At 57.9% G+C, this 24,853-nt stretch carries 24 protein-coding genes and 1 pseudogene; 15 read left to right on the forward strand and 10 right to left on the reverse strand.

Going from position 1 to position 24,853, the window contains the following annotated elements; all coding sequences use genetic code 11:
• Positions 1 to 4: 4 nt before the first annotated feature.
• From ACZYSM_RS08725 to dksA, 4 genes are all read right to left on the reverse strand, one after another.
• Positions 5 to 2,959 carry a sensor histidine kinase gene (locus ACZYSM_RS08725; RefSeq protein WP_489070790.1) on the reverse strand — a complete coding sequence of 985 codons (2,955 nt, stop codon included), beginning with the start codon at positions 2,957 to 2,959 and terminating at the stop codon, positions 5 to 7.
• Positions 2,943 to 3,119 (reverse strand): hypothetical protein, encoded by a 177-nt coding sequence (locus ACZYSM_RS08730; protein WP_003176118.1) that lies wholly within the window; start codon positions 3,117 to 3,119, stop codon positions 2,943 to 2,945. Before ACZYSM_RS08730 ends, ACZYSM_RS08725 begins: the two co-directional genes overlap by 17 nt.
• Positions 3,120 to 3,196: 77 nt before the next feature.
• Positions 3,197 to 4,093, reverse strand: a complete 897-nt coding sequence (gluQRS, locus tag ACZYSM_RS08735) for a tRNA glutamyl-Q(34) synthetase GluQRS (protein WP_489070792.1) — start codon at positions 4,091 to 4,093, stop codon at positions 3,197 to 3,199.
• 172 nt (positions 4,094 to 4,265) lie between these two features.
• The gene (gene dksA / locus ACZYSM_RS08740) at positions 4,266 to 4,709 is read right to left on the reverse strand and encodes an RNA polymerase-binding protein DksA (RefSeq protein WP_489070794.1); all 444 of its coding nucleotides are present in this window, start codon (positions 4,707 to 4,709) and stop codon (positions 4,266 to 4,268) included.
• 329 nt (positions 4,710 to 5,038) lie between these two features.
• Between dksA and ACZYSM_RS08745 the strand changes: the two genes are divergently transcribed.
• Together ACZYSM_RS08745 and sfsA are read left to right on the forward strand one after the other, a co-directional pair.
• Positions 5,039 to 6,211, forward strand: a complete 1,173-nt coding sequence (locus tag ACZYSM_RS08745; protein WP_489070796.1) for a pyridoxal phosphate-dependent aminotransferase — start codon at positions 5,039 to 5,041, stop codon at positions 6,209 to 6,211.
• Positions 6,211 to 6,924, forward strand: coding sequence for a DNA/RNA nuclease SfsA (gene sfsA / locus ACZYSM_RS08750; RefSeq protein ID WP_489070798.1), 714 nt, complete (start codon positions 6,211 to 6,213; stop codon positions 6,922 to 6,924). Before ACZYSM_RS08745 ends, sfsA begins: the two co-directional genes overlap by 1 nt.
• 12 nt (positions 6,925 to 6,936) lie before the next feature.
• Here the strand turns inward: sfsA and ACZYSM_RS08755 are convergent, their stop codons facing one another.
• The gene (locus tag ACZYSM_RS08755; RefSeq protein ID WP_489070800.1) at positions 6,937 to 7,254 is read right to left on the reverse strand and encodes a Rieske (2Fe-2S) protein; all 318 of its coding nucleotides are present in this window, start codon (positions 7,252 to 7,254) and stop codon (positions 6,937 to 6,939) included.
• A 217-nt stretch (positions 7,255 to 7,471) separates the two neighbouring features.
• Between ACZYSM_RS08755 and ACZYSM_RS08760 the strand changes: the two genes are divergently transcribed.
• Genes ACZYSM_RS08760 through ACZYSM_RS08775 form a run of 4 tightly spaced genes read left to right on the forward strand, consistent with a single transcriptional unit; the run spans position 7,472 to position 11,061 of the window.
• The gene (locus ACZYSM_RS08760) at positions 7,472 to 8,359 is read left to right on the forward strand and encodes a heme/hemin ABC transporter substrate-binding protein (protein ID WP_489070802.1); all 888 of its coding nucleotides are present in this window, start codon (positions 7,472 to 7,474) and stop codon (positions 8,357 to 8,359) included.
• A 50-nt stretch (positions 8,360 to 8,409) separates the two neighbouring features.
• On the forward strand, positions 8,410 to 9,393 hold the full coding sequence (locus ACZYSM_RS08765) for a FecCD family ABC transporter permease (protein WP_489070848.1): 984 nt from the start codon (positions 8,410 to 8,412) through the stop codon (positions 9,391 to 9,393).
• Positions 9,393 to 10,160, forward strand: a complete 768-nt coding sequence (locus ACZYSM_RS08770) for a heme ABC transporter ATP-binding protein (protein ID WP_489070804.1) — start codon at positions 9,393 to 9,395, stop codon at positions 10,158 to 10,160. The genes ACZYSM_RS08765 and ACZYSM_RS08770 overlap by 1 nt, the downstream gene beginning before the upstream one ends.
• Before the next feature lie 22 nt (positions 10,161 to 10,182).
• Positions 10,183 to 11,061 carry a ChaN family lipoprotein gene (locus ACZYSM_RS08775; RefSeq protein WP_489070806.1) on the forward strand — a complete coding sequence of 293 codons (879 nt, stop codon included), beginning with the start codon at positions 10,183 to 10,185 and terminating at the stop codon, positions 11,059 to 11,061.
• Between the two features lie 346 nt (positions 11,062 to 11,407).
• Here the strand turns inward: ACZYSM_RS08775 and ACZYSM_RS08780 are convergent.
• The 4 genes and pseudogenes from ACZYSM_RS08780 to ACZYSM_RS08795 all read right to left on the reverse strand — a co-directional run.
• Positions 11,408 to 11,596: pseudogene (locus tag ACZYSM_RS08780) on the reverse strand (cAMP-binding protein); the annotation flags it as partial.
• 107 nt (positions 11,597 to 11,703) lie between these two features.
• On the reverse strand, positions 11,704 to 11,976 hold the full coding sequence (locus ACZYSM_RS08785) for a TfoX/Sxy family protein (RefSeq protein WP_003228231.1): 273 nt from the start codon (positions 11,974 to 11,976) through the stop codon (positions 11,704 to 11,706).
• Positions 11,977 to 12,226: 250 nt separating this feature from the next.
• On the reverse strand, positions 12,227 to 12,571 hold the full coding sequence (locus ACZYSM_RS08790) for a pentapeptide repeat-containing protein (protein ID WP_489070808.1): 345 nt from the start codon (positions 12,569 to 12,571) through the stop codon (positions 12,227 to 12,229).
• Between the two features lie 91 nt (positions 12,572 to 12,662).
• Positions 12,663 to 14,219 carry a bifunctional aminoglycoside phosphotransferase/ATP-binding protein gene (locus tag ACZYSM_RS08795; protein WP_489070810.1) on the reverse strand — a complete coding sequence of 519 codons (1,557 nt, stop codon included), beginning with the start codon at positions 14,217 to 14,219 and terminating at the stop codon, positions 12,663 to 12,665.
• 117 nt (positions 14,220 to 14,336) lie between these two features.
• On the opposite strand from ACZYSM_RS08795, the gene mrcB reads away from it, so the two are divergent.
• Genes mrcB through ACZYSM_RS08810 form a run of 3 tightly spaced genes read left to right on the forward strand, consistent with a single transcriptional unit; the run spans position 14,337 to position 17,738 of the window.
• Positions 14,337 to 16,661 carry a penicillin-binding protein 1B gene (gene mrcB / locus ACZYSM_RS08800; protein ID WP_489070812.1) on the forward strand — a complete coding sequence of 775 codons (2,325 nt, stop codon included), beginning with the start codon at positions 14,337 to 14,339 and terminating at the stop codon, positions 16,659 to 16,661.
• 16 nt (positions 16,662 to 16,677) lie between these two features.
• Positions 16,678 to 17,409, forward strand: coding sequence for a tetratricopeptide repeat protein (locus ACZYSM_RS08805; RefSeq protein WP_489070814.1), 732 nt, complete (start codon positions 16,678 to 16,680; stop codon positions 17,407 to 17,409).
• Complete coding sequence (locus ACZYSM_RS08810; protein WP_489070816.1) at positions 17,409 to 17,738, forward strand: YqcC family protein; 330 nt, start codon at positions 17,409 to 17,411, stop codon at positions 17,736 to 17,738. The genes ACZYSM_RS08805 and ACZYSM_RS08810 overlap by 1 nt, the downstream gene beginning before the upstream one ends.
• A gap of 19 nt (positions 17,739 to 17,757) precedes the next feature.
• On the opposite strand, the gene ACZYSM_RS08815 is transcribed toward ACZYSM_RS08810, so the two are convergent.
• Positions 17,758 to 18,180 (reverse strand): DUF4124 domain-containing protein, encoded by a 423-nt coding sequence (locus ACZYSM_RS08815; protein ID WP_489070818.1) that lies wholly within the window; start codon positions 18,178 to 18,180, stop codon positions 17,758 to 17,760.
• Between the two features lie 401 nt (positions 18,181 to 18,581).
• Between ACZYSM_RS08815 and ACZYSM_RS08820 the strand changes: the two genes are divergently transcribed.
• The 6 genes from ACZYSM_RS08820 (at position 18,582) to msrQ (ending at position 24,565) form a co-directional block, all read left to right on the forward strand.
• Positions 18,582 to 20,306: an acetolactate synthase 3 large subunit gene (locus ACZYSM_RS08820; protein WP_489070820.1), complete on the forward strand. Its 1,725-nt coding sequence runs from the start codon at positions 18,582 to 18,584 to the stop codon at positions 20,304 to 20,306.
• 2 nt (positions 20,307 to 20,308) lie between these two features.
• The gene (gene ilvN / locus ACZYSM_RS08825; protein WP_150643298.1) at positions 20,309 to 20,800 is read left to right on the forward strand and encodes an acetolactate synthase small subunit; all 492 of its coding nucleotides are present in this window, start codon (positions 20,309 to 20,311) and stop codon (positions 20,798 to 20,800) included.
• Between the two features lie 48 nt (positions 20,801 to 20,848).
• Positions 20,849 to 21,865 (forward strand): ketol-acid reductoisomerase, encoded by a 1,017-nt coding sequence (gene ilvC, locus ACZYSM_RS08830; RefSeq protein ID WP_150643297.1) that lies wholly within the window; start codon positions 20,849 to 20,851, stop codon positions 21,863 to 21,865.
• A 145-nt stretch (positions 21,866 to 22,010) separates the two neighbouring features.
• On the forward strand, positions 22,011 to 22,868 hold the full coding sequence (gene pssA / locus ACZYSM_RS08835) for a CDP-diacylglycerol--serine O-phosphatidyltransferase (protein WP_489070823.1): 858 nt from the start codon (positions 22,011 to 22,013) through the stop codon (positions 22,866 to 22,868).
• 63 nt (positions 22,869 to 22,931) lie between these two features.
• On the forward strand, positions 22,932 to 23,945 hold the full coding sequence (gene msrP, locus ACZYSM_RS08840) for a protein-methionine-sulfoxide reductase catalytic subunit MsrP (protein WP_489070825.1): 1,014 nt from the start codon (positions 22,932 to 22,934) through the stop codon (positions 23,943 to 23,945).
• On the forward strand, positions 23,945 to 24,565 hold the full coding sequence (gene msrQ, locus ACZYSM_RS08845; protein ID WP_489070827.1) for a protein-methionine-sulfoxide reductase heme-binding subunit MsrQ: 621 nt from the start codon (positions 23,945 to 23,947) through the stop codon (positions 24,563 to 24,565). The genes msrP and msrQ overlap by 1 nt, the downstream gene beginning before the upstream one ends.
• Positions 24,566 to 24,853 lie beyond the last annotated feature (288 nt).

Here is a 24,853-nt window from a genome sequence, read left to right on the forward strand (position 1 = left end):
GGTCTCAGTTCACAGCGGACGTCGCTTCGACATGACGCGGTAAGGTCACCCGGATACGGGTGCCGCGTTGGCTTTCGGTGTCAGCCGGGCTGTCGATGGTGATTTGTCCATAATGCTCTTCAACGATGGAATAGACCAGTGCAAGGCCCAGACCGGTGCCTTCGCCAGGATCCTTGGTGGTGAAGAAGGGTTCGAACAATCGGTCCATGATGTTCTTCGGGATACCACTGCCTTCGTCTTCGACGATCAGATCGACCGTGTGTTCGCTGGCTTCGCTTTTGACCCGTACTGCACTGCCGGCCGGTGAGGCGTCGCGGGCATTGGACAGCAGGTTGATCAGCACCTGGGCGAGCCGCTGTGGGTCGCCGTCGACCCAGTGTTCAGGGTCGCACAGGTTGAAAAATTGTACTTCGAAGTTGCGTCGGTTCAGCGCCAGCAAACCAATGGCATCCTGCGCTACTTCGGCCAGACACACGGGCTCGTCACTGTGTTGATGGCTGCCAGCGTGGGCGAAGCTCATCAGCGATTGGACGATGCGTGAAACACGCTTAGTCTGCTCGAGGATCTGACCGCTGATTTCGGTCAGTTCGCTGTCATCTTCGCGCTCCTCACGCAGGTTTTGCGCGAGACAGGCGATACCGGTGATCGGGTTGCCGATTTCATGGGCCACGCCGGCAGCCAGTCGACCGATGCTGGCCAGCCGCTCGGAGTGCACCAGTTTATCCTCGAGCATCTGGGTTTCGGTCAGGTCTTCCACCAGCAGCACCAGGCCGCTGTTGCCAGGCGCCAGCGGCTCGTCGATGGCGGCTTTGTGCAGGTTCAACCAACGGGTCTGGCCATCGAGGGCCAGGTGCTGTTTGTGCAAGTGTTCGTCCGGCAGGTTGATGAAACCTTGCAGCAGTTCTTTCCACGGATCGCCAAGGGTGCTCAGGCGTGAACCCACCACGCGCTGTGCTGCGATGCCGGTCAGCTCCTCCATGGCTTTGTTCCACATGAGGATTTCCTGGTCCTTGGCCAGCGAGCAGACGCCCATCGGCAGTTCCTGCAAGGTTTGTCGGTGATAGCGACGCAAGGCATCGAGCTCGGCGGCCAGACCGGTCAGGCGCGAGTGGTAGTCCTCGAGGCGGCTTTCAATGAAGTGGATATCTTCAGTGACATAGTTCTCGCCACCGGCCTTGTACGGCAGGAAAGTCTCGACCATGTCCTGAGCCACGCTCGGCCCCATCAGGCCGGAGAGATTAGCCTCGATGCGATCGCGCAGCCGGCGCAAGGCATAAGGGCGGCGCTCATCGAAGGGCAGATAAAGGTCGCGCAATGCCTGTTCGACTTCTTTCTGTGCGGCTTTGGCTCCCAACGGTTTGGCCAGTTGAGTGGCGAACTCTTGCGGCGATGCGGCGTGCAGCTCTCGGCGTTGCGGGCGGCGGACGTTATCCACCGCGCAGGCTTCGGCGGCGCTGGCTTCTTCGCTGCTGGCATTGGTGAACAGCGAGATCAGGGTGAACATCAATACGTTGGCGGCGAGTGAGGCGATGGCCGCCATGTGCCAACTGGTGTCGTCCAGCACATAGATCATGTTCAGCAGCGGAATGTAGAAGCCCTGCAGATTGCCAACCAGCGGCAACAACATGGTCACCAGCCACACCAGAATCCCCGCCAGCAGCCCGGCGATAAAACCTCGGCGGTTGGCGGTCGGCCAATACAGCACCGACAGCACGCCAGGCAAAAATTGCAACGTGGCGACGAAGGCGACGATGCCAAGGTTGGCCAGATCCTGCTCGGCCCCCAGCAATAGATAGAACCCGTAGCCGGCCATGATGATCGCGACGATCAGCGCCCGGCGGGTCCACTTCAGCCAGCGATAGATGTTGCCTTCAGCGGGCGGCTGATAGAGCGGCAGCACCAGGTGGTTCAAGGCCATTCCGGACAGCGCCAGGGTGGTGACGATGATCAGTCCGCTGGCGGCCGACAGTCCGCCGACATAGGCCAATAGCGCCAGCGCCTTGTTGTTGGCGGCGATGCCGATGCCGAGGGTGAAGTATTCCGGGTTGGTGGTGGCGCCCAGTTTCAGGCCAGCCCAGAGAATCAGCGGTACCGCCAGGCTCATCAACAGCAGGAACAGCGGCAAGCCCCAGCTTGCACTCACTAACGAACGCGGGTTGAGGTTTTCGGTGAACGTCATGTGGTACATGTGCGGCATGACAATCGCCGACGCGAAGAACACCAGCAACAGCGTGCGCCATGGTCCTTCTTGCAGAGGGGTGTGCAAGGCGGCGAGGGCGGTCTGGTTCTGCAACAGCCATAGCTCAAGCTGTTGCGGGCCGTCGAACACACCGTATAGGGCATACAGACCGACGCCGCCGATGGCGATGAGTTTGATCACCGATTCGAAGGCGATGGCGAACACCAGCCCTTCGTGCTTTTCCCGGGTAGCGATATGCCGCGAGCCGAAGAAGATCGTGAAGAGGGTGATCAGTGCGCAGAAACTCAGCGCCACACGATGCTGTACCGGCTCTCGGGTGAGGATGCCGATGGAGTCTGCAACCGCCTGAATCTGCAACGCCAGCAGCGGCAAGACCCCGATCAGCATGAAAATTGTCGTCAGCGCGCCGGCCCAGGTGCTGCGGAAACGGAACGCGAACAGGTCGGCCAGGGACGATAACTGGTAGGTACGGGTGATTTTCAGAATCGGATACAGCAGCACCGGCGCCAGCAAAAAGGCCCCGGAAACCCCGAGGTAACTGGATAGAAAGCCGTAACCATATTGATAGGCCAGGCCGACCGTACCGTAAAACGCCCAAGCGCTGGCATACACACCCAGCGACAAGGTGTAGGTCAGCGGGTGGCGAATGATCGAGCGCGGGATCATCCCGCGTTCACTGATCCAGGCCACTCCGAACAGCACCGCCAGGTAGGCGGCGCTAATCAGGATCATCTGGGTCAGGCTAAAGCTCATCGGCATCTTTTTGGCTCTGCAGGATGAAGGTCACAACGATCAGAATCAGCCAGAGCAGATAAGGGCGATACCAGGCGCCAGTGGCGTCGATCCACCAATCCATGATGGCCGGGGAGAACAGATAGATCCCGACTACCAGGAGCAGGACCAAACGATAGATGTACATCCTGGCCTCTCTTTATTGTGCGTGTGCCCGAAAACGTGCGGCGATGGTAACGGATGGGCGCCAAGCTGCAAGCGTCGTCAGCGTATTTGCGCTTCGGGCAAGGTGAGTGTGCGCGGGATCAGCGCTGCATCCCAGTGGTGGATGCCCCAGCTCAGTACTTCTCGGGGGCTTGCGTAGTCGAGTTCGCTACCGGGTTTTTGGCCTAAGGCACGCAGCGCACGGAGCAACAAGGGCATGGCCTGATCGTTGGCCAACGGTGGTGAACGGTAGGATTTGCCCAGCTTGTGGCCGTCCGGTTGAGTGATCAGCGGGACGTGCAGGTAGCGCGGTTGCGGCAGCCCGAGCAATTCTTGCAGGTACAGCTGGCGCGGCGTGGAGTCCAGCAGGTCGGCGCCGCGGACGATATCGGTAATGCCTTGCCAGGCGTCGTCAAGCACTACCGCCAGTTGATAGGCGTAAAGCCCGTCGCGGCGACGAATAACGAAATCACCGACGTCGCGGCCCAGATGCTGGCGAAACTCGCCCTGCACCCGATCTTCGAAGTGGTATTCCAGCTCAGGCACCCGCAGGCGGATTGCGGCGTTGTCACTCGAGTGGCCGGCATTGCGACACAGCCCGGGATAGACACCGTGATAGGGCGCCAGCTGTTTGCGCGAGCAGGTGCAGGCGTAGGCCAAACCATAATTGAACAAGCGATTGAGCACTTCGGCGTAGGCGTCGTGACGGTCACTCTGTCGGACCATTTCGCCGTCCCATTCGAAACCGTAGTGCTCCAGAGCAGCAAGGATCGCAACTTGGGCGCCGGGTTCTTCCCGTGGCGGGTCGAGATCTTCCATGCGCACCAACCAACGTCCGCCTACCGAGCGGGCGTCGAGGTACGAGGCCAGGGCAGCGACCAGCGAGCCGAAGTGCAGATAACCACTGGGAGTGGGGGCGAAGCGCCCGATATACGAGGAGGAGGTAATGGCAGTCATGGCTAAATGTTACTTTGTCTGGCCTGTTGTCGGCGATGGCGTCCTTGAAATCGCTATCGCCGGAACGCCGCCCGGACCAATCGAGCGTCGACCGGCGGCTCCTACATTATTCAAAATCCCCAGAAACAAAAACGGAGCGTTCGCACGCTCCGTTCTTCGTTCAAATCGGCTGTTACTTGCCGACCTGCTTTTCCTTGATTTCCGCCAGCGTTTTGCAATCGACGCACATATCAGCGGTAGGGCGCGCTTCCAGTCGCTTGACGCCGATCTCGACGCCGCAAGACTCGCACCAACCGTATTCTTCGTCTTCGATTAATTGCAGAGTCTTGTCGATTTTCTTGATCAGCTTGCGCTCGCGATCGCGGGCACGCAGTTCAAGGCTGAATTCTTCTTCCTGACTGGCACGGTCGGCCGGGTCAGGGAAGTTGGCCGCTTCGTCTTTCATGTGATCAACAGTGCGGTCGACTTCCTGCATCAAGTCCTGTTTCCACTTGTTCAGGATCTTGGTGAAGTGTTTGCGCATGGGCTCGCCCATGTACTCCTCGCCCTTGGTTTGAACGTAGGGTTCGAAGCCGCTGATCGACTGGTTCTGCTTTTGCTTTGCTTGGGTGGGCATGAATGGACCGCCTCTACTCTTGTAATCCATTGCGCAGGAATGTTCCATACCGACACCTGCCGGCCCTGCGGCTGCAAGCGGGCGAACTTACCAGATCAAATCGGGCCGCGCTACTCCCGGTTGTCGAGCCTGCGGTCCATGATGCTTGCAAAAGGTTGCAAAGCCTTGACTGGTGGGTCTGGAGGCCTGATCAATTATTGATTTTAGTCAAACTTGGGCCAAACGTTTGAGTTGTTCCAGCTATCTTACGGTTCAGACCGCATTAGGCTCTCGCTCGTTCCCGTCGTTGGGTAGAATCGGGTTTTTGCTCCCCATTGAAGGAATGGCTAATGGCTCAGCCCTACAGTGCGCGTAGCCGCGCTATCGAACCTTTCCATGTCATGGCGTTGCTGGCGCGCGCCAACGAATTGCAAGCGGCCGGGCACGATGTGATCCATCTGGAAATCGGCGAGCCGGACTTCACCACGGCTGAGCCGATCATCAAAGCCGGCCAGGCCGCGCTGACGGCGGGGAAAACCCGTTACACCGCCGCCCGCGGAATTCCGGAGTTGCGGGCCGCTATCTCTGGTTTCTACCAACAGCGTTACGCTCTGGACATTGATCCTGAGCGGATTCTGATTACCCCCGGCGGCTCGGGTGCGCTGCTGCTGGCCAGTAGTTTGCTGGTCGATCCGGGCAAACACTGGCTGCTGGCGGACCCGGGTTACCCATGTAACCGGCATTTTCTGCGCTTGGTGGAAGGCGCGGCGCAACTGATTCCGGTCGGTCCGGAGGTGCGTTATCAGCTCACTCCAGAGCTGGTCGAGCGTTACTGGGATCAGGACAGCGTTGGTGCGTTGGTGGCTTCGCCGGCCAATCCGACCGGGACGATTTTGAGCCGTGACGAACTGGCCGGGTTGTCTGCTGCAATCAAGGCGCGCAACGGTCATCTGGTGGTGGACGAGATTTATCACGGTCTGACCTACGGCACTGATGCAGCCAGCGTGCTGGAAGTTGATGACAGCGCATTTGTCCTCAATAGCTTCTCAAAGTATTTCGGCATGACGGGGTGGCGCCTGGGTTGGTTGGTGGCGCCACCAGCCGCCGTCGGCGAACTGGAAAAACTCGCGCAGAATCTCTATATCAGTGCGCCGAGCATGGCCCAGCACGCCGCGTTGGCCTGCTTTGAGCCCGACACGCTGAGCATTCTTGAGGAGCGGCGTGCCGAGTTTGGTCGTCGCCGGGACTTCCTGTTGCCGGCCTTGCGGGAACTGGGCTTCGGCATTGCTGTTGAGCCGGAAGGCGCGTTTTATCTGTACGCGGATATCAGCGCGTTCGGCGGAGATGCCTTTGCTTTCTGCCGGCATTTCCTTGAAACCGAGCACGTGGCGATTACGCCGGGGCTGGATTTTGGCCGTCATCAGGCCGGCCATCACGTGCGTTTTGCCTACACCCAGAACCTGGATCGTTTGCAGGAAGCCGTCGAGCGGATTGCTCGCGGTTTGCGGAGCTGGCAAGGCTGATGCGCTTTCATCCTCCACTCGAAGAAGGCCGTTTGCTGCGTCGCTATAAGCGCTTTTTGGCGGATATCGAAACCGTTAGCGGTGAGTTGCTGACCATTCACTGCCCCAACACCGGTTCGATGTTCAACTGCATGGTGGAAGGCGGGCAGGTCTGGTTCAGTCGTTCCAACGACCCCAAACGCAAATTGCCCGGCACCTGGGAAATCAGCGAAACCCCACAGGGGCGTTTGGCCTGCGTCAACACGGCGCGGGCCAATGCCTTGATCGAGGAGGCTTTGCGCGCAGGGTTGATCACTGAGCTCAATGGCTTCACCGGGCTGAAGCGCGAAGTGGCTTACGGTCAGGAAAATAGCCGAATCGATTTCCGCCTGGATTACCCGAGCGGTCCGGCGTTTGTCGAAGTCAAAAGTGTCACGCTAGGCTTCGATGGTTCACCCATTGCCGCATTTCCCGACGCCGTGACTGCGCGCGGCGCCAAGCATTTGCGGGAGCTGGCCTGTCTGGCGCGGGACGGTATTCGCGCGGTGCAGCTGTATTGCGTCAACCTGACGGGCATCGAGGCGGTGCGTCCGGCCGAGGAGATCGACCCGGGTTATGCCGCGGCGCTGCGTGAGGCGGTTGCGTGCGGGGTCGAGGTGTTGGCTTACGGCGTGCGGCTGACCGCTGAAGAGGTCTGCATCGACCGACGCCTGGAGGTCATTCTGAACGGCTAGCCACACAGGCCACTAAAGTTGCACCCATATCCCTTGGGCGTCTTCCTTGCAAGGAAGGGCGGTCAAGGATTGCCCGGCACAGGGGCCGGCGACGCATTCACCGCTTTCGATCAGAAACAGTGCGCCGTGCGTGGCGCACTGGATCAGGCTGGCGCTCTGGTCAAGAAACTGGTCGGGCTGCCATTCCAGCGCGACACCCCGGTGCGGGCAGCGATTTTCATAGACATAGACCTGGCCTTCACGGCGCACGGCGAACAGCTTCTGGCCGTCGATATCAAAGCCGCGGCTACTGGCGTCGACCAGCTCGGCGTGGGTGCAAAGAAACTTCATGTCTATCCTCAGGTGCCCGAGGCTCTGCGCTCAGGCTGTGATGGTGTATTCGTATGCATGTGACGAAACATGTCTGTGCTTGACGTGCAAATGCAAACAATTATCAAATGCCCGCTTCGCTCGTTGTGTATGCACTCGCTGAGTACGATGCCGAGGATCCTCGGCATGTCACATTGACGCGTAATTCAGCAGGACAGCCCTCAAAGGAAAACCTCTTATGCGCCTGAGTACCAGCGCTATTGCGTTCTGTGTCGGACTTTTGGTCAACCATGGGGCTGTAGCGGCCGAACTGCCGCAACGCTGGGTCAGTGCCGGTGGCGCGTTGTCGGAATGGGTCAGCGCATTAGGGGGCGAGTCGAAGTTGGTCGGCGTGGATACTACAAGCCAGTACCCGGAATCACTCAAGGCCCTGCCCAGTATCGGTTATCAGCGGCAGCTGTCAGCAGAAGGCATTTTGAGCTTGCGCCCACAGATTCTCGTGGGCACCGAAGAAATGGGCCCACCCCCAGCGCTGTCGCAGATTCGCAGTGCGGGCGTGCAGGTCGAGCTGTTCTCGGCGCAACCTGACCTGCCGACCTTGCAGGGCAACTTGCAGCACCTGGGCACGCTGTTGGGCAACGAAGACAAGGCCGCGCAACTGTTCCAGAACTATCAACAGCAACTTGAACAGCAGAAAACCTGGGTCAGCCAAGCGCAGACCCGGCAAAAACCCCCGGGTGTGCTGTTGCTACTGGGGCATGCGGGCGGCAAACCCTTGGTTGCTGGCAAGGACACGGCAGCTGACTGGTTGTTGCTGCAGGCCGGTGGCCAGAATCTGGCGACTCACAGCGGCTACAAACCGTTTTCAGTCGAGTCCCTGGCCAGTCTGAATCCCGAAGTACTGGTCTTCGCTGACCGCAGCTTGACCGGCGAGGCTGCGCGCGCCGCGCTGTTCAAGGAAAACCCGATCCTTGCCTCAACCCGTGCGGCCAAGGACGGGCGAGTGTTTGAGCTCGATCCGACTTTGTTGGTAGGTGGGCTCAGTCCACGGTTGCCGGCAAGCCTGGTGAAGTTGTCGGCCAGGTTCTATCCCATCGAATCAGCCAAGGCTAAAATCGCCCCATGACCACGCTGGTTAAACCTCGATCGTTGTTTATTGGCTTGAGCCTGCTGTGTGTGCTCGCAATCTGGCTATCTTTGGCGCTGGGACCCGTTAGCTTGCCGTTGCTGGATACTTTGCGTGCAGCGTTGCGCTTGATCGGGTTGCCAATACCGGCAGAGGGACTGGAGCAGGCCGAACTGATTCTCGGCCAGATCCGTCTGCCACGGACTTTGCTCGGCCTGGCAGTGGGCGGGGTACTGGCGTTGTCTGGCGTGGCGATGCAGGGTTTGTTCCGTAATCCGCTCGCCGACCCGGGCCTGGTCGGTGTATCCAGTGGTGCCGCGTTGGGCGCAGCGATTGCGATTGTCGGCGGTTCGGTATTTGGCGGGCTGCCTGAGGCGCTAGGTCCTTACCTGCTTTCGTTGTGTGCCTTTCTCGGCGGGCTGGGGGTGACGGCGCTGGTCTACCGTCTCGGCCGGCGTAATGGTCAAACCAACGTAGCGACCATGTTGTTGGCGGGCATCGCCCTGACTGCGTTGGCCGGCTCGGCAGTCGGCTTGTTCACCTATCTGGCGGATGACGCCACCTTGCGTACGCTGACCTTCTGGAATCTGGGCAGCCTCAACGGCGCCAGCTATTCGAGGCTGTGGCCGTTACTGCTGGTGAGCGCGGCGGTGGCGCTGTGGCTTCCGCGCCGGGCCAAGGCACTGAATGCACTGCTGCTGGGAGAATCAGAAGCCAGTCACTTGGGCATCGACGTTGAAAGGCTCAAGCGTGAACTGGTGTTCTGTACGGCGCTCGGGGTCGGTGCTGCGGTTGCGGCGGCCGGCATGATCGGCTTTGTCGGGTTGGTGGTACCGCATCTGGTGCGGCTGTTGGCCGGGCCGGATCACCGGGTTTTGTTGCCTGCCTCGGTGTTGGCGGGGTCGAGCCTGCTGCTGTTTGCCGATCTGGTGGCGCGTTTGGCATTGGCGCCCGCCGAGTTACCGATCGGAATAGTCACGGCGTTTATCGGTGCACCGTTCTTCCTGTTTTTGTTGTTACGAGGGCGCGCCTGATGCTGCGAGCGGAAAACCTGCAGATCCGCCGTGGCAAGCAGACGGTGTTGGCGGATATCAATCTGGAGCTCAAATCGGGCGAAGTGCTCGGCGTACTCGGACCGAACGGTGCGGGCAAGAGCACCTTGCTCGGTGCGTTGTGCGGCGAACTGCGTCCAAGTCAGGGGGAAGTCTGGCTGGATGAGCGTGAGTTGGGAAACTGGGAGGGTGCGCAAAGGGCGCAACGTCTAGCGGTATTACCGCAGACCTCGACGCTGGATTTTGCTTTTCGGGTCGAAGAGGTCGTCGGCATGGGGCGCTTGCCGCATCAAAGCGGTCGAGTCCGCGACGACGAAATTATCGCCGCGGCCTTACATGCCGCTGACGCCGAGCATCTGAGCGGACGCAGTTACCTGGCGTTGTCCGGTGGCGAGCGGCAGCGGGTGCACTTGGCGCGTGTCCTGGCGCAGCTATGGCCGGGGCAGGTCGGGCAAACCTTGCTGCTCGACGAGCCGACATCGATGCTCGATCCGCTGCATCAACACACAACTTTGCAGGCGATCCGCGAGTTTGCCGATCGCGGCGCTGCGGTGCTGGTGATCCTGCATGATCTGAACCTGGCAGCGCGCTATTGTGATCGTTTGTTGCTGCTTGAGGGCGGACGCCCTCATGCTCTGGACAGCCCGGCGATGGTGCTGCGACCTGAACCGCTGAAAGCCGTTTTTGGGCTGGATGTGCTGGTGCAGCAACATCCGGAACGCGGGCACCCGTTGATCATCGCCCGTTAAGACCACTCACTGGAATGAAAGCATGCGTGCGATTCTGATACTGGTTTTGATGCTGCTCGGTGCTTGTCATAACGCGTCGATGTTGCCGAACACACCGGCTTCAAGCAGCTCGAAAGGGCCGACTGCCGGCATGATCCGTGATCTCAGCAACGGACAGGTGCTGACGGCGGATGAATTGTTCGGTCGCCTGGCCAACGCGTCACGGGTCATCGTCGGTGAACAGCACGACAACCCCGATCACCATTCGCTGCAATTGCGATTGCTACAGGCGTTGGCTGATCGTCGTACCCAAGGCAGTCTTCTCCTGGAGATGCTGACGCCGGACCAGCAGCCTCGCGTCGACAAGGTCCACATGGAGCTGAAAACGACTGGCTGGCCCAACGACTTACCTAAAGCGTTGGCGTGGCAATCGGGTTGGGACTGGACACTGTACGGCCCTGTTGTGCGTTTTGCGTTGGCTCAGCCTTATCCGTTGCTGGCGGCCAACCTTGACGCGAATGAAGTGCGGCAAATTTATGCCCGGGCACCTGCATTGAGTGGTGCTCGTTCGAACTCGGCTTCGGTCAAAGGCGAACTGCTGGCGCAAGTTCGCGAATCCCATTGTGGTCTGCTACCTGAAACGCAAATGCCTGCCATGCTGGCTGTCCAGCAGCAACGTGATCGGCGAATGGCAGAGCGCTTGCTGGCGGCACCCACTCCTTCGCTGTTGTTTGCCGGTGCTTTCCACGCGCGCAAGGATGTCGGAATACCAGTACACCTGTTTGACCTTGGGGCTCCGGACGGGGCGGTCGTGTTGATGTTGGCGCAGGAAGGTGCTGAGGTTGCACCAGGTATGGCGGACTATGTCTGGTACACCGCTGCTATGCCTGAGCAGGACTATTGCGCTCCACTGCGTAAGTAAAAATCCAGGACCTACCCAAATGATTTGTCGGGGCCTGCGGTTATCCACAGCGTCGGGCCAGGAATCCTCTCTTAATGACTGAATGCCGATGACGATGTGGCAACCGTCACCCGTTTCCATTTTTCAACGGGCAAAAAAAGACCCGGCAAGAGCCGGGTCAAATAACCGTGATTAGCCTGATGAGGAGATAATCTGAGAGTCCGAACCACTGGTCTTCCAGGTTATCGGCTGATCTCGCGACCAGATGTGGTAATCATAACGATTCTCATTTCTAAGTCAATAGCTGTTTTTTCATTTCTGTGAATCGAGTCAAGTGCTCTTGCTGATCGCCCGTAAACAGGGCGCTTCAGGCTCTCTCCTTGAGCGAGTGGAGGCGGATGACTTCTTTGTTCAGTTGGTCGATTCTGCGCGCCATGCTTTGAATAAGGTTGTGGGCAATTTTCGGATTGCTTTGCGTCAAGCTGAGAAATTGATCCTTCGGGATCAGCATGACCGTACTGGGCTCGCTGGCAATGACGCTGGCACTACGCCGCACGGCGCCAAACCCTCCAATAGCTGAGTTGGAATACGTTGCAGTCGACTGATCAGTGCGTCGGCGTAGGCCGGTTGTTCCCCGAGGAAATACATGTAAATCCTGCCCGCTCAGTTTTTATGGCGTGACGATATCGCTTCCAGCTGCTTATTCAATGCATCTTTGCGTTCTGCCGGTATGTCGTTCCAGTGCACGTCCATCAGCGCGCCTTCGATTGCATAGAGCAACACTTTCGATGCACGAAACCCCCGGGTTCGCACGGCCCGATATGCATCCACCGCCCCTAGGCGGCGTAAGTCAGAAGCACTATGGATGCCCACGGCGTGCAGCCATTGTGCCGACGTCTTGCCAAGGTTCTTCAGGTGCTGCAGTTCATCATTCATCAAGCCTCCTTGCGACGGCCGAACGGTGCGTGGACGAGCCTCAAAGGAGTGTAGCGGTCAGTAGGAAAAGCGTGGTTGTTTGGTAAGTTTCTACGAAAAAGCTTCTAAGCCGAGAGGCCAGAAGGCTATAGAAAGGGCTGCGAGCGCAGTGGGAGAGGAGTCGAGAGCGAGTACGCTGGTTGACAGCGGGAAACACTACGCACAGTCCAGCGCGTAGTGAAGGGCGCCGGACTTCTGGTTAATGAGTGAATTATTTGGTGCGGTAGCGCAAGCGCGTGCCGAAATTCACCGACATGAGAATCTCATCGGCCGTCAGCTCTGGTGGGAAGTAGGCCCCCGATATTTGCGCATGTGCCAGGCTCGCACCTTCCATGGAGGAATTGCGCAAATCCAGGCCGCGTAAATCAGCCGAGCGGAAGTAACCGTCTGTGAAGTCGATGCCTTCGGCGTTCAGCTCGCGCAGATCGAGGCCGCGGAAATCGCCACCACGCATATCGATAGGTTTGTCTTTAGGCCTTTCACTATTGAAACCGGCGATGTCGTCTTTGTGCAGCAGCGCGTAAAGCGGAGTGTCGAGAAGTTTCGGCTGGCTCATGGGGCGTCACCTGTTGGATTTATGGCGCCATTATAGTGCCACTACTTTGCGGCCGTGAAGCCGTTACCGGTTCCACGGCTGAAATAGTTGCTTACAGGCCCGGCAAGCGCTGGCGAATGTGTGCAACCAAGCTGTCGAGAGTGCCGCTTTCATTGGTTTCGACGCGTTTGCTGCACAGGATTTCCGCAGCAGTCAGGGGCTCACGGCTGGCTTGCTGAGCTTCGATAACTGCCATGGTCGCGTCGGACGGATCATTTTTGTCCGCTTGACGCTGCGCGAGCCAGCTCTCGATGACTGCTTGCGGAGCATTGCAGTCGAGGATCAGGAACGGCGCGCCGGTGGCTTCGGCGATTTTCGCAGCGCCATCGCGTTGCTCGCGTTTGAGGTAAGTGGCGTCGACCACTACGGGGAAACCGGCACGCAGAATCACATCGGCAATCTGGTGTAGACGGGCGTAGGTAGCAGCGCTGAATTGGGTGCTATAAATGCCCGCCTCAACATTGTTTTGTACCTGTTGCTCGCCGAACAGACGCTTGCGTTCGACATCGGAGCGTAGGCGAACCGCGCCCAATGCTTCCACCAGACGCATGGCCACATGACTTTTGCCGACAGCCGAAACGCCGGAGGTGATCGCCATAAAACGTGACGGGATAGTGCTGTAGCTTTCTGCCAGATTGGCATAGTTGCGGTATTGCCGCAGCGTGGTCGCACGCTGCACCGGGGCGGCTTCGGCTGGCATGCTGAATAGAGTGACTTTAGCGCGAACCAGGGCGCGATAGGCTTTGTAGAAGTTCAGCAGCTCAAGCCCCTGATAATCGCCGGTCAGCTCCAGGTACTGGCTGATAAAACGCCGCGCCAGGCTTTTAAGGCCGCGGTCTTCCAGGTCCATCGCGAGGAACCCGGTGTCAGCGTAAACGTCAGTGAAACGGAACGGTTCGTTGAACTCGATGCAGTCAAAGATCACGACCTCGCCATCGATCACCGTAGCGTTGCCTAAATGGATGTCACCGTGACACTCACGGATAAAACCCTCGGCCTTGCGCTGGGCGAACAGTGGTTTGAGGCGCTCGAAGCTGCTTTCGGCCCAGGCTTGCAGGGCATCGAGTTGCAGCAGGTCAGCCTTTTCACTGAGGAATGGGCGAATCTGTTCGAAGTTCTGCCGTACCGGCGCCATGACGCTTTCTGGTGTGCCGGCTTCGTGGGTTGCCGGAACCAGGGGTGCACTGAGGTGGAACTGAGCGATCTGCTTGGCCATCTCATCAATGTGCACAGCCGTCAGTTCGCCATTGGCTTGCAGGGTGCTGAGCAATTGGCTTTGTGGGAACTGACGCATTTTCAGCGCGTAGTCGATCACGGGGCCACTGCCGCCCAATTGCGGAGCTTCGGCGCTGCCGGTAATCGGCAACACTTCCAGGTACAGATCATGGGTCAGGCGCTGGTTAAGGCGCAGCTCTTCGCCGCAGAAGTGTTCGCGAGCCTCCAGGCCGGTGAAATCGAGGAAGCCGAAGTTGACCGGCTTCTTCACTTTATAAGCATAGGGGCCAGTGAGCAGCACCCAGGAGATATGCGTCTCGATGACCTGAAACCCTTCTACGGGATGTGGGTAGAGGGCCGGGTTTTGCAGGGCGGCGATCAGGGATTGGCTCACAGGCGATCCTTCAGATTCGTGGAAAATTCAAGGGCGTCATTATGGCTGCAAGCGACGTTAGTGCAAACCTCAGAGGGCTTCTGTTGAGTCTGAATAAAGTGCGTATAATCCGCCGCCATGACTCGTACCCGATCCCCTCGTTCCCGTTCCAAACGCCCGTCTGGTGGCCTGCGCCCCTGGTTAGGCTGGGCTCTGAAGCTCAGCCTGGTCGGCCTGGTAGTGCTCGCCGGCTTTGCGGTTTATCTCGATGCAGTGGTCCAGGAGAAGTTCTCTGGCAAGCGCTGGACCATCCCGGCCAAGGTTTATGCCCGGCCGTTGGAGCTGTTCGTCGGACAAAAGCTCAGCAAGGAAGACTTCCTGACTGAGCTCGATGCTCTGGGTTACCGGCGCGAAAGTGTCGCCAATGGTCCCGGCGCGGCATCGGTCAATGGCAACACGGTCGATTTGAATACCCGCGGTTTCCAGTTCTATGAAGGCCTGGAGCAGGCTCAGCCGGTGCGCGTGCGCTTCTCCGGTGACTATGTGGCCGAGCTTTCGGCGACCAACGGCTCGAAAGTCGCGGTCGTGCGTCTGGAACCGCTATTGATTGGCGGTCTTTACCCGAAAAACCTCGAAGATCGAATCCTGATCAAAATCGATCAGGTGCCGCCGTACCTGCTGGATACGTTGGTTGCAGTGGAGGATCGGGACTTCTATCACCACTTCGGGGTTTCTCCGAAGTCGATTGTCCGGGCCCTTTGGGTTAACACCTCGTCTGGGCAAATGCGTCAGGGCGGCAGTACGTTGACCCAGCAACTGGTCAAAAACTTCTACCTGACCAACGAGCGCAGCCTGTCCCGTAAGTTGACCGAAGCAATGATGGCTTTGCTGCTTGAGTTGCATTACGACAAACGCGAAATCCTTGAGGCCTACCTCAACGAAGTGTTCGTCGGTCAGGATGGGCAGCGTGCGGTTCACGGTTTCGGTCTGGCCAGTCAGTTCTTCTTCAGCCAGCCGCTGTCTGAACTCAAGCTGCATCAGGTGGCGTTGTTGGTGGGCATGGTCAAAGGGCCATCCGCCTACAACCCACGTCGTTATCCTGAGCGCGCACTCGAGCGTCGTAATCTGGTGCTCGATCTGCTGGAACAGCAAGGTGTTGCGACGGCCGAGCAAGTCGAAGCAGCCAAGAAGATGCCGTTGGGCGTAACCAAACGCGGCAGTTTGGCCGACAGCTCGTTCCCGGGTTTTCTTGATCTGGTCAAACGTCAGTTGCGCGAAGACTACCGCGACGAAGACTTGACCGAAGAAGGACTGCGAATTTTCACCAGTTTCGATCCGATCCTGCAGATGAAGGCGGAGGCCTCGGTCAACGATACCTTCAAGCGTCTTGCCGGTCGCAAGGGGGCGGATGAGGTTGAAGCCGCGATGGTGGTGACCAACCCGGAAACCGGGGAAGTCCAGGCCATGATCGGTAGTCGTCAGGCGAGCTATGCCGGCTTCAACCGTGCACTGGATGCTGTACGGCCAATCGGTTCGTTGGTCAAACCAGCGGTTTACCTGACTGCGCTTGAGAAGCCGAGCCAGTACACCCTGACCAGCTGGCTCTCCGATGACTCGTTCTCGGTGAAAGGCGCTGACGGCCAGATCTGGAAGCCGCAGAACTATGATCGCCGTTCCCACGGCACGGTCTTCCTGTACCAAGGGTTAGCACATTCCTACAACCTGTCGACCGCGCGTCTGGGCCTGGCAGTTGGCGTGCCGAATGTCCTCAAGACACTGGCGCGCCTGGGCATTACCCGCGAGTTTCCAGCCTTTCCGTCGATGTTGCTGGGGGCCGGTGGCTTGAGCCCGATGGAAGTGGCGACCATGTATCAGACCCTGGCCAACGGTGGTTTCAATACGCCGATGCGTGGGATTCGTAGCGTGTTGACCGCCGAAGGCCAACCACTCAAGCGTTATCCGTTCCAGATTCAGCAGCGATTCGATCCGGGTTCGATCTACTTGATCCAGAGCGCGATGCAGCGGGTGATGCGCGAAGGTACCGGCAGTTCGGTCTACAACGTTCTGCCGAAAACCCTGACATTGGCGGGTAAAACCGGCACGAGTAACGATTCGCGGGACAGCTGGTTCGCCGGCTTCAGCCAGGATTTGCTGGCGGTGGTCTGGCTCGGTCGCGATGACAACGGCAAAACACCCTTTACCGGTGCCACTGGCGCCCTGCAGGTCTGGACCAGTTTCATGCGCAAGGCTGACCCGTTGCCGCTGGATATGCCGCAGCCGGATAATGTTGTTCAGGCTTGGGTCGACTCCCGTACCGGGCAGGGTTCCGAAGCGAGTTGTCCAGGCGCGGTGCAGATGCCGTATATTCGCGGCAGCGAACCGCCTCCCGGTACCGCGTGTGCTGGCGTAATCCCAGCGCCCGTCAATGAGGTGATGGATTGGGTCAAGGGCTGGTTGAATTAAGCAAAGAGGATTTGAAGTGAACAAGTGGTGGATTCCAGCTATTACAGCTCTGGCTTTGCTCAACGGTTGTGCCAACGTGCAGCGCGGCTCGATTCCAGTGGTGGATTCAGGCAGCGCCGTTTCCAACAGTGAGCGGATATCGGCCAATGGCGGCTTCCGTCAGACGACCGTCAAGCGCCCGGTGCAAGCTCAGACTCAAGCCATCCCGCAAGGCGAGGGGGTGGTGGTGATGATTCCGGGCGGTGGCGCGACCACCTCGGCGCCGATCAGCAGTGCGCCGATTACGCCTGGTCCTATCACTCCAGGGCCGATCGATACGTCGCCTGTCCAGTCGGCACCGATCAATCAGGGCAACTACAGCATGCCGTCTACGCCGAGTGGGATTCCTTCCGCTCGCAGCGGTGGCCTGTCTGCCGACGAACAATTGGACGGCCCGGTGCTGGCCTTGCTGACCACCGCCCAGCAACAACAGGCGAGCGGTGACCTGAACGGTGCTTCCTCCAGTCTGGAGCGCGCCCAACGTGTCGCCCCGCGCGAACCACAAGTGCTCTACCGTTTGGCACAGGTGCGTATGGCTCAGGGTGATGCGGCGCAAGCCGAGCAGTTCGCTCGTCGGGGTCTGACTTTTGCCAATGGTCGCCCGGACCTTCAGGCAAGCCTGTGGGGCTTGATCGCTCAGGCACGTGAGAAACAGGGTGATTCCGCAGGTGCGGCACTGGCGCGTCAGAAGGCCAAGGTTCCTCTCTGATGGATGTACGTTTTCCGAAGATTGCTGAACAGCTCCTGTTGATCGAGCGTGAACTGCGGGTGCAAGGTTGCTGGGAGGAAACACCTCCTGGCGCTGAGGCGCTAGCGAGTGTTGAGCCCTTCAGTGTCGATACACTGGATTTTGAACAGTGGCTGCAATGGATCTTTCTGCCTCGGATGAAAATCATCCTTGAACAGAACCAGCCGCTGCCGAATGCCTCCGGAATTCTGGCCATGGCCGAGATGGTCTATGCCGCCCGCCCGGGGCAGGGCAGGGAGCTACAGAAGCTGTTGGCACAATTTGATCAACTGATCATCGACGTCGGCTAAACAGGAAAACTGCCAGTCGTTACTGGCAGTTTTCCACAATCGACTTCTGTACCTCGGCAGTGCGTTCTTGCCGTTGCTCATCGGTCAGGCGCTTCATCCCCCCTTCCGCATTCTCCCGCAAGCGTGGGTTGTTCTGCAGTTGAACCAGACTGGTTCGCGCTGTGTCGCAGAACTTCCTGAGTTGGGCTTCCTGTTCCGCGATCTGCTTTTTGACGGTGCGCTCAATAGCCTGCTGATCGCCTATGAGGGCGTTGGCGGGTAACGCTTTGGGTGACGTGGCTGGGGAGGAGGGCGTTACGATCGTGGTGATCTCTTGACCCTGTGGTGGTTGCGCATCGAAATGCGTAACGCCTTGAGCGTCGACCCATTTGTAAATCTGGCCGGCCATGCACAAAGGACTCAGGGCGATCAGCAGGCTGGCTGTGAAGAAAAACGTCCGCATGCCATTTCCTTGTCATGGGTTGCGCAATTGAAGCTAACACAGTTGCTGTTTAAAGGTTTTTTCTTGCTTTCTCATGCGCTTAGTTCGAATAAAGCACATTGACGACTTGACTTGGAGAGGGCGAAACAGAAGAATCCAAAGTCCGCTGTAGAGGGACTGCCAGAAGCAGACCCGCTCAGCAGATCATGAGGCGCACATCCGCGCCGACTTGTTACACCCGCAACGCGTTACCTCGCGCTGGGTGGGAAAACCCCGCAACACTTGGGGAGCTCCCAATACTTGCTCAGTCAGTGCTGACGTAGTCGGCGACCACCGTCGCTCATGCTCTGCTAAGCAGTAAACCTATTAAGACCCGTTCCCTTTTTAGTGAACGGTATTCTGGCGTTTTAGAGGTGAACAACGTGGAGCTTTTATCTGGCGGTGAGATGCTCGTCCGCTTTTTGCGTGACGAAGGCGTCAAATATATCTACGGGTACCCGGGTGGTGCTCTCCTTCATGTTTACGATGCCTTGTTCAAAGAACCGGAAGTGACCCACATTCTGGTTCGTCATGAACAGGCCGCGACCCATATGGCTGACGGCTACGCTCGTGCCACCGGTAAAGCCGGTGTGGTACTGGTGACCTCCGGCCCGGGCGCGACCAATGCCATCACCGGTATTGCCACGGCCTATATGGACTCCATTCCGATGGTGATCATTTCTGGTCAGGTGCCTAGTAACATGGTTGGTACCGATGCATTCCAGGAAACCGACATGATCGGTATCTCCCGGCCAATCGTGAAGCACAGCTTCATGATCAAGCATGCGTCGGAAATCCCGGAAGTCATGAAGAAAGCGTTCTACCTGGCGCAATCCGGTCGTCCGGGTCCGGTCGTGGTCGATATCCCGAAAGACATGACTAACCCGGCCGAGAAGTTCGAATATATCTTCCCGAAAAAGGCCAAGCTGCGTTCCTACAGCCCGGCTGTTCGCGGCCACTCCGGCCAGATTCGCAAAGCGGCAGAAATGTTGCTGGCGGCCAAGCGTCCTGTTCTTTATGCAGGCGGCGGCGTGATCCTTGGCGGCGGCTCCGCTCCGCTGACCGAACTGGCGCAAATGCTCAACCTGCCGGTGACCAATACGTTGATGGGCCTGGGTTCATACCCAGGTACGGATCGTCAGTTCATCGGCATGCTCGGCATGCATGGCAGCTACACCGCCAACCTGGCGATGCACCACGCCGATGTGATCCTTGCAGTAGGCGCGCGTTTCGACGATCGCGTGATCAACGGCCCGGCCAAGTTCTGTCCGAATGCCAAGATCATCCACATCGATATCGACCCGGCTTCGATCTCCAAGACCATCAAGGCAGACGTGCCTATCGTGGGGCCGGTCGAGAGTGTGCTGACCGAAATGGTCGCCATCCTCAAGGAAATCGGCGAGACCCCAAACAAGGAGTCCGTTGCCAGCTGGTGGAAGCAAGTCGACGAGTGGCGCGGTGATCGTGGCCTGTTCCCTTACGAAAAGGGCGACGGCAGCATCATCAAGCCGCAGACCGTGATCGAAACCCTCAGCGAAGTGACCAAAGGCGATGCCTACGTGACTTCCGACGTGGGGCAGCACCAGATGTTCGCTGCGCAGTACTACCGGTTCAACAAGCCTAACCGCTGGATCAACTCCGGTGGTCTGGGCACGATGGGCTTCGGTTTCCCTGCGGCCATGGGCGTCAAGCTGAGCTTCCCTGATGCTGATGTTGCCTGTGTCACAGGCGAAGGCAGTATTCAGATGAACATTCAGGAACTGTCGACCTGCCTGCAATATGGTCTGCCGGTAAAAATCATCAACCTGAACAATGGCGTGCTGGGTATGGTTCGTCAGTGGCAGGACATGAGCTACGGCAGCCGTCACTCGCACTCTTACATGGAATCGCTGCCTGACTTCGTCAAGTTGGCCGAGGCCTATGGTCACGTGGGCATGCGCATCACTGATCTGAAGGATCTGAAGCCGAAGATGGAAGAAGCCTTCGCCATGAAAGATCGTCTGGTGTTCCTCGATATTCAGGTCGATACCAGCGAGCACGTCTACCCGATGCAGATCAAAGACGGCTCCATGCGCGATATGTGGCTGAGCAAGACGGAGCGTACTTAATCATGCGGCACATTATCTCCTTGCTTCTGGAAAACGAACCGGGCGCTTTGTCTCGCGTTGTTGGTCTATTTTCGCAGCGTAACTACAACATCGAAAGCCTGACCGTGGCGCCGACCGAAGACCCGACCCTGTCGCGTCTGACGCTGACCACTGTTGGTCACGATGAAGTGATTGAACAAATCACCAAGAACCTCAACAAGCTGATCGAAGTGGTCAAACTGGTCGATCTGTCGGAAAGTGCTCACATCGAGCGCGAACTGATGCTGGTCAAGGTCAAGGCTACCGGCGCCCAGCGCGCCGAGATCAAGCGTACTACCGACATTTATCGTGGGCAGATAGTCGATGTCAGCGCTAGCGTGTATACCGTGCAATTGACCGGTACCAGCGACAAGCTCGACAGCTTCATTCAGTCGATCGGCACTGCCGCGATTCTGGAAACCGTACGCAGTGGCGTCACCGGGATTGCCCGTGGCGACAAAGTGCTGAGCATCTAACTCAAATTAGCGAATGGCCTGAACGGCCTGGATATATAGGGGAAATTCATGAAAGTTTATTACGAAAAAGACTGTGACCTGTCGATCATCCAGGGCAAAAAAGTTGCCATCATTGGTTACGGCTCCCAAGGCCATGCTCAAGCCTGCAACCTGAAAGACTCTGGCGTTGACGTCACTGTTGGTCTGCGTAAAGGTTCGGCGACCGTTGCTAAAGCCGAAGCTCACGGCCTGAAAGTGACCGACGTTGCCAGCGCTGTTGCTGCTGCCGACCTGGTCATGATCCTGACCCCGGACGAGTTCCAGTCCGCTCTGTACAAAGACGAAATCGAGCCGAACATCAAGAAGGGCGCAACTCTGGCCTTCTCCCACGGCTTCGCGATCCACTACAACCAGGTTGTGCCTCGCGCTGACCTCGACGTGATCATGATCGCGCCGAAAGCTCCGGGCCACACTGTGCGTTCCGAGTTTGTCAAAGGCGGTGGTATCCCTGACCTGATCGCTATCTATCAGGATGCTTCCGGCAACGCCAAAAACGTTGCTCTGTCCTACGCTGCTGGCGTTGGCGGCGGTCGTACCGGCATCATCGAAACCACGTTCAAAGACGAAACCGAAACCGACTTGTTTGGCGAACAGGCTGTTCTGTGTGGCGGTACCGTTGAGCTGGTTAAAGCCGGCTTCGAAACCCTGGTTGAAGCTGGCTACGCGCCAGAAATGGCCTACTTCGAGTGCCTGCACGAACTGAAACTGATCGTTGACCTCATGTACGAAGGCGGTATCGCCAACATGAACTACTCGATCTCCAACAACGCTGAATACGGCGAGTACGTGACGGGTCCGGAAGTTATCAACGCCGAATCCCGTCAGGCCATGCGCAACGCCCTGAAACGCATTCAGGACGGCGAGTACGCCAAGATGTTCATCAGCGAAGGTGCTACCGGCTACCCATCGATGACCGCCAAGCGTCGTAACAACGCCGCTCACGGTATCGAAATCATCGGCGAGCAACTGCGCTCGATGATGCCGTGGATCGGTGCCAACAAGATCGTCGACAAAGCCAAGAACTAAGTTCTAGCCTTGAAGAGAAAACGCGGCGTAGGCCGCGTTTTTTCGTTTGGGCAGACAGGTTCTGGTATAAAGCTGAACCGTTTGCGTCCGAACCGTTGTCGCAGACACCTGTCGAAACTTTCCACACCGTTGCAAGGTATTGTCCATGAGCGAACGTCCCGAAGAGCCACACCAGGCCTCTGACGCCGAAAGCCTGCTACCGATCGATGAGCATGTTGAAGAAGGGCATGACGCTGAAGGCCGTAAAGTCCGGCATCGTGGTATCTATCTTCTGCCGAATCTGTTTACCACCGCGAACCTGTTTGCGGGGTTTTACTCCATCATTAATTCCATGAGCGCACAGAGCGCTTTGAGTGCCGGAGACGCGATAAGCGCGAGCAAGTATTTTGCTTTTGCTGCGATTGCGATCTTCGTCGCCATGGTGCTCGACGGGCTGGATGGTCGCGTTGCCCGGATGACCAACACCCAGAGCGCCTTCGGCGCTGAATATGATTCGTTGTCCGATATGGTCGCCTTTGGCGTCGCACCCGCGTTGCTGGCATTCGGCTGGGCCTTGGGTGATATGGGCAAAGTAGGCTGGATGGTCGCTTTCGTCTATGTGGCGGGCGCAGCATTGCGTCTGGCGCGGTTCAATACTCAGGTAGGTACCGCAGACAAACGTTATTTTATCGGTCTGGCCAGTCCGGCCGCGGCAGGCGTGGTAGCCGGGATCGTATGGGCGTTCAGCGATTACGGCATCCAGGGTTCCAAGATGTCCTTTCTTGTTGCTCTGATGGTTGCCGCCGCCGGCATGCTGATGGTCAGCAACATCAAGTACAACAGCTTCAAGGAGCTGGATCTGAAAGGGCGAGTGCCTTTTGTCGCGATTCTGGCGGTGGTGCTGGTGTTCGCTGTGGTCTTTAGTGATCCGCCGCGCATTCTGTTGCTGATTTTCCTCGGCTATGCGGCCTCCGGACCGGTGCAGTACCTATTGCGTCTTCGTCGTCACAAAAACGTCGAGTGATGTAATTTCCCCCATACTCCGCAGTCTATTGGCGCATCAGTCCTCCAATGCTGCGGAGTTGTCATGTTAATCAAGCTACCCAAGTCGTCCGACTGCCAAGAGTCGGATGTCACGCCAGAATCCCTCTACTTCTCTCGTCGCAACCTGTTGGGCGGCGCTATCGCCGGGCTGGCAGTCAGCAGCTTGCCGCGCTGGGCTAATGCTGATGATGCGACTCGGTATGCGGATGTCGAGCCGGGTAAGGCGCCGTCCTGGTTCGCCGAAAAGCTACCAGCGGCCAAATGGCAGGCTGTCACCGTCAAGGATGAGGCGATCACGCCATTTAAAGATGCGACCCACTACAACAATTTCTATGAGTTCGGTACTGATAAAGGTGATCCGGCACAGAACGCGGGAACTCTGAAAACTGAGCCGTGGAGCGTTGTGGTGGATGGCGAGGTGGGCAAGCCCGGGCGTTATGCCCTGGAAGACTTCATGAAACCCTATCAGTTAGAGGAGCGGATCTACCGTCTGCGGTGTGTGGAGGCTTGGTCGATGGTGATTCCCTGGATCGGTTTTCCCATTTCTGCGCTGCTCAAGCAGGTTGAGCCGACCTCCAAGGCCAAATTCATTCGTTTCGAAACCCTGAAGGACCCCAAGAGCATGCCTGGTCAGCGCTCCGGTTTTGCCCTGATCGACTGGCCTTATATAGAAGGGCTTCGTCTGGATGAGGCGATGAATCCGCTGGCGATTCTTGCCGTGGGTATGTACGGGCGTGAGCTTCCTAATCAAAACGGTGCGCCGCTACGTCTCGTGGTGCCATGGAAGTACGGGTTCAAGAGTGTCAAATCCATCGTGCGTATCAGTCTGGTCAGTGAGCAGCCGAAAACCACTTGGCAAAGCATTGCTGCGGATGAGTACGGTTTCTACGCGAACGTAAACCCTACGGTTGATCACCCGCGCTGGACTCAGGCCCGCGAGCGTCGTCTGCCAAGCGGACTATTCAGCCCTAATGTTCGCGAGACACAGATGTTCAATGGCTACTCCAATGAAGTCGCTTCTTTATATGCCGGCTTCGATCTGCGGAAGAATTACTGATGCGTTATCCGTTGTGGCGCATTGGCGTCTTTATAGTAGCGGCGGTTTGGCCGCTGCTTTGGTTGTATCAAGCCTGGATCTTCGCCCTGGGGCCGGATCCGGGGAAGGTACTGGTTGACCGATTGGGGTTGGGCACGCTGGTTCTGTTGCTGATCACCCTGAACATGGCGCCTTTGCAGAAACTGACCGGCTGGGCTGGATGGATTGCCGTGCGACGGCAGTTGGGTTTGTGGTGCTTTGCTTATGTGGTGATGCATTTGAGTACTTATCTGGTATTTATCCTTGGTCTTGATTGGTCGCAACTGGGGGTGGAGTTGCGCAAACGGCCTTACATTATTGTCGGCAGTCTTGGGTTCGTTGGATTGCTAGCGTTGGCGGTCACCTCTAATCGTTATAGTCAGCGACGTCTCGGTAGTCGCTGGAAGAAATTGCATCGCTTGGTATATGTGATCCTGGGGCTTGGATTACTCCATATGCTTTGGATCGTTCGAGCGGATCTGAAGGAGTGGGCTATCTATGCATCTATAGGTGCGCTGCTATTAGTGTTGCGTATCCCGCCTGTCACGCGCCGAATTCCCCGGTTAATAGCAAAAAAAGCACCTTCTGCAACAAAAGCGTAATTAACCCTTGACGGCAGATTCTGTAAGTCTATAATTCGCCCCACTTCCGGCGCAGTCGAAACGGAAAACTCCTTGGTAAACAAAGAGTTACGCAGTTTTCGACAGCGGTTACGCTTCAGTTCATCGAGGCCCGAAGGAGTTGCTGGAGTCGGGGTGTTGGGCTCCATTAACGGTTCGATCCACTCGGTCGAAAGCGGTGTAAAAGAGGTGTTGACAGCAGCGAGTAACGCTGTAGAATTCGCCTCCCGCTAACGAGTGATCGGAAGCGCCAAGTGGTTGAAGTTACAA

It is taken from the genome of Pseudomonas sp. F220 (genome assembly GCF_057813935.1).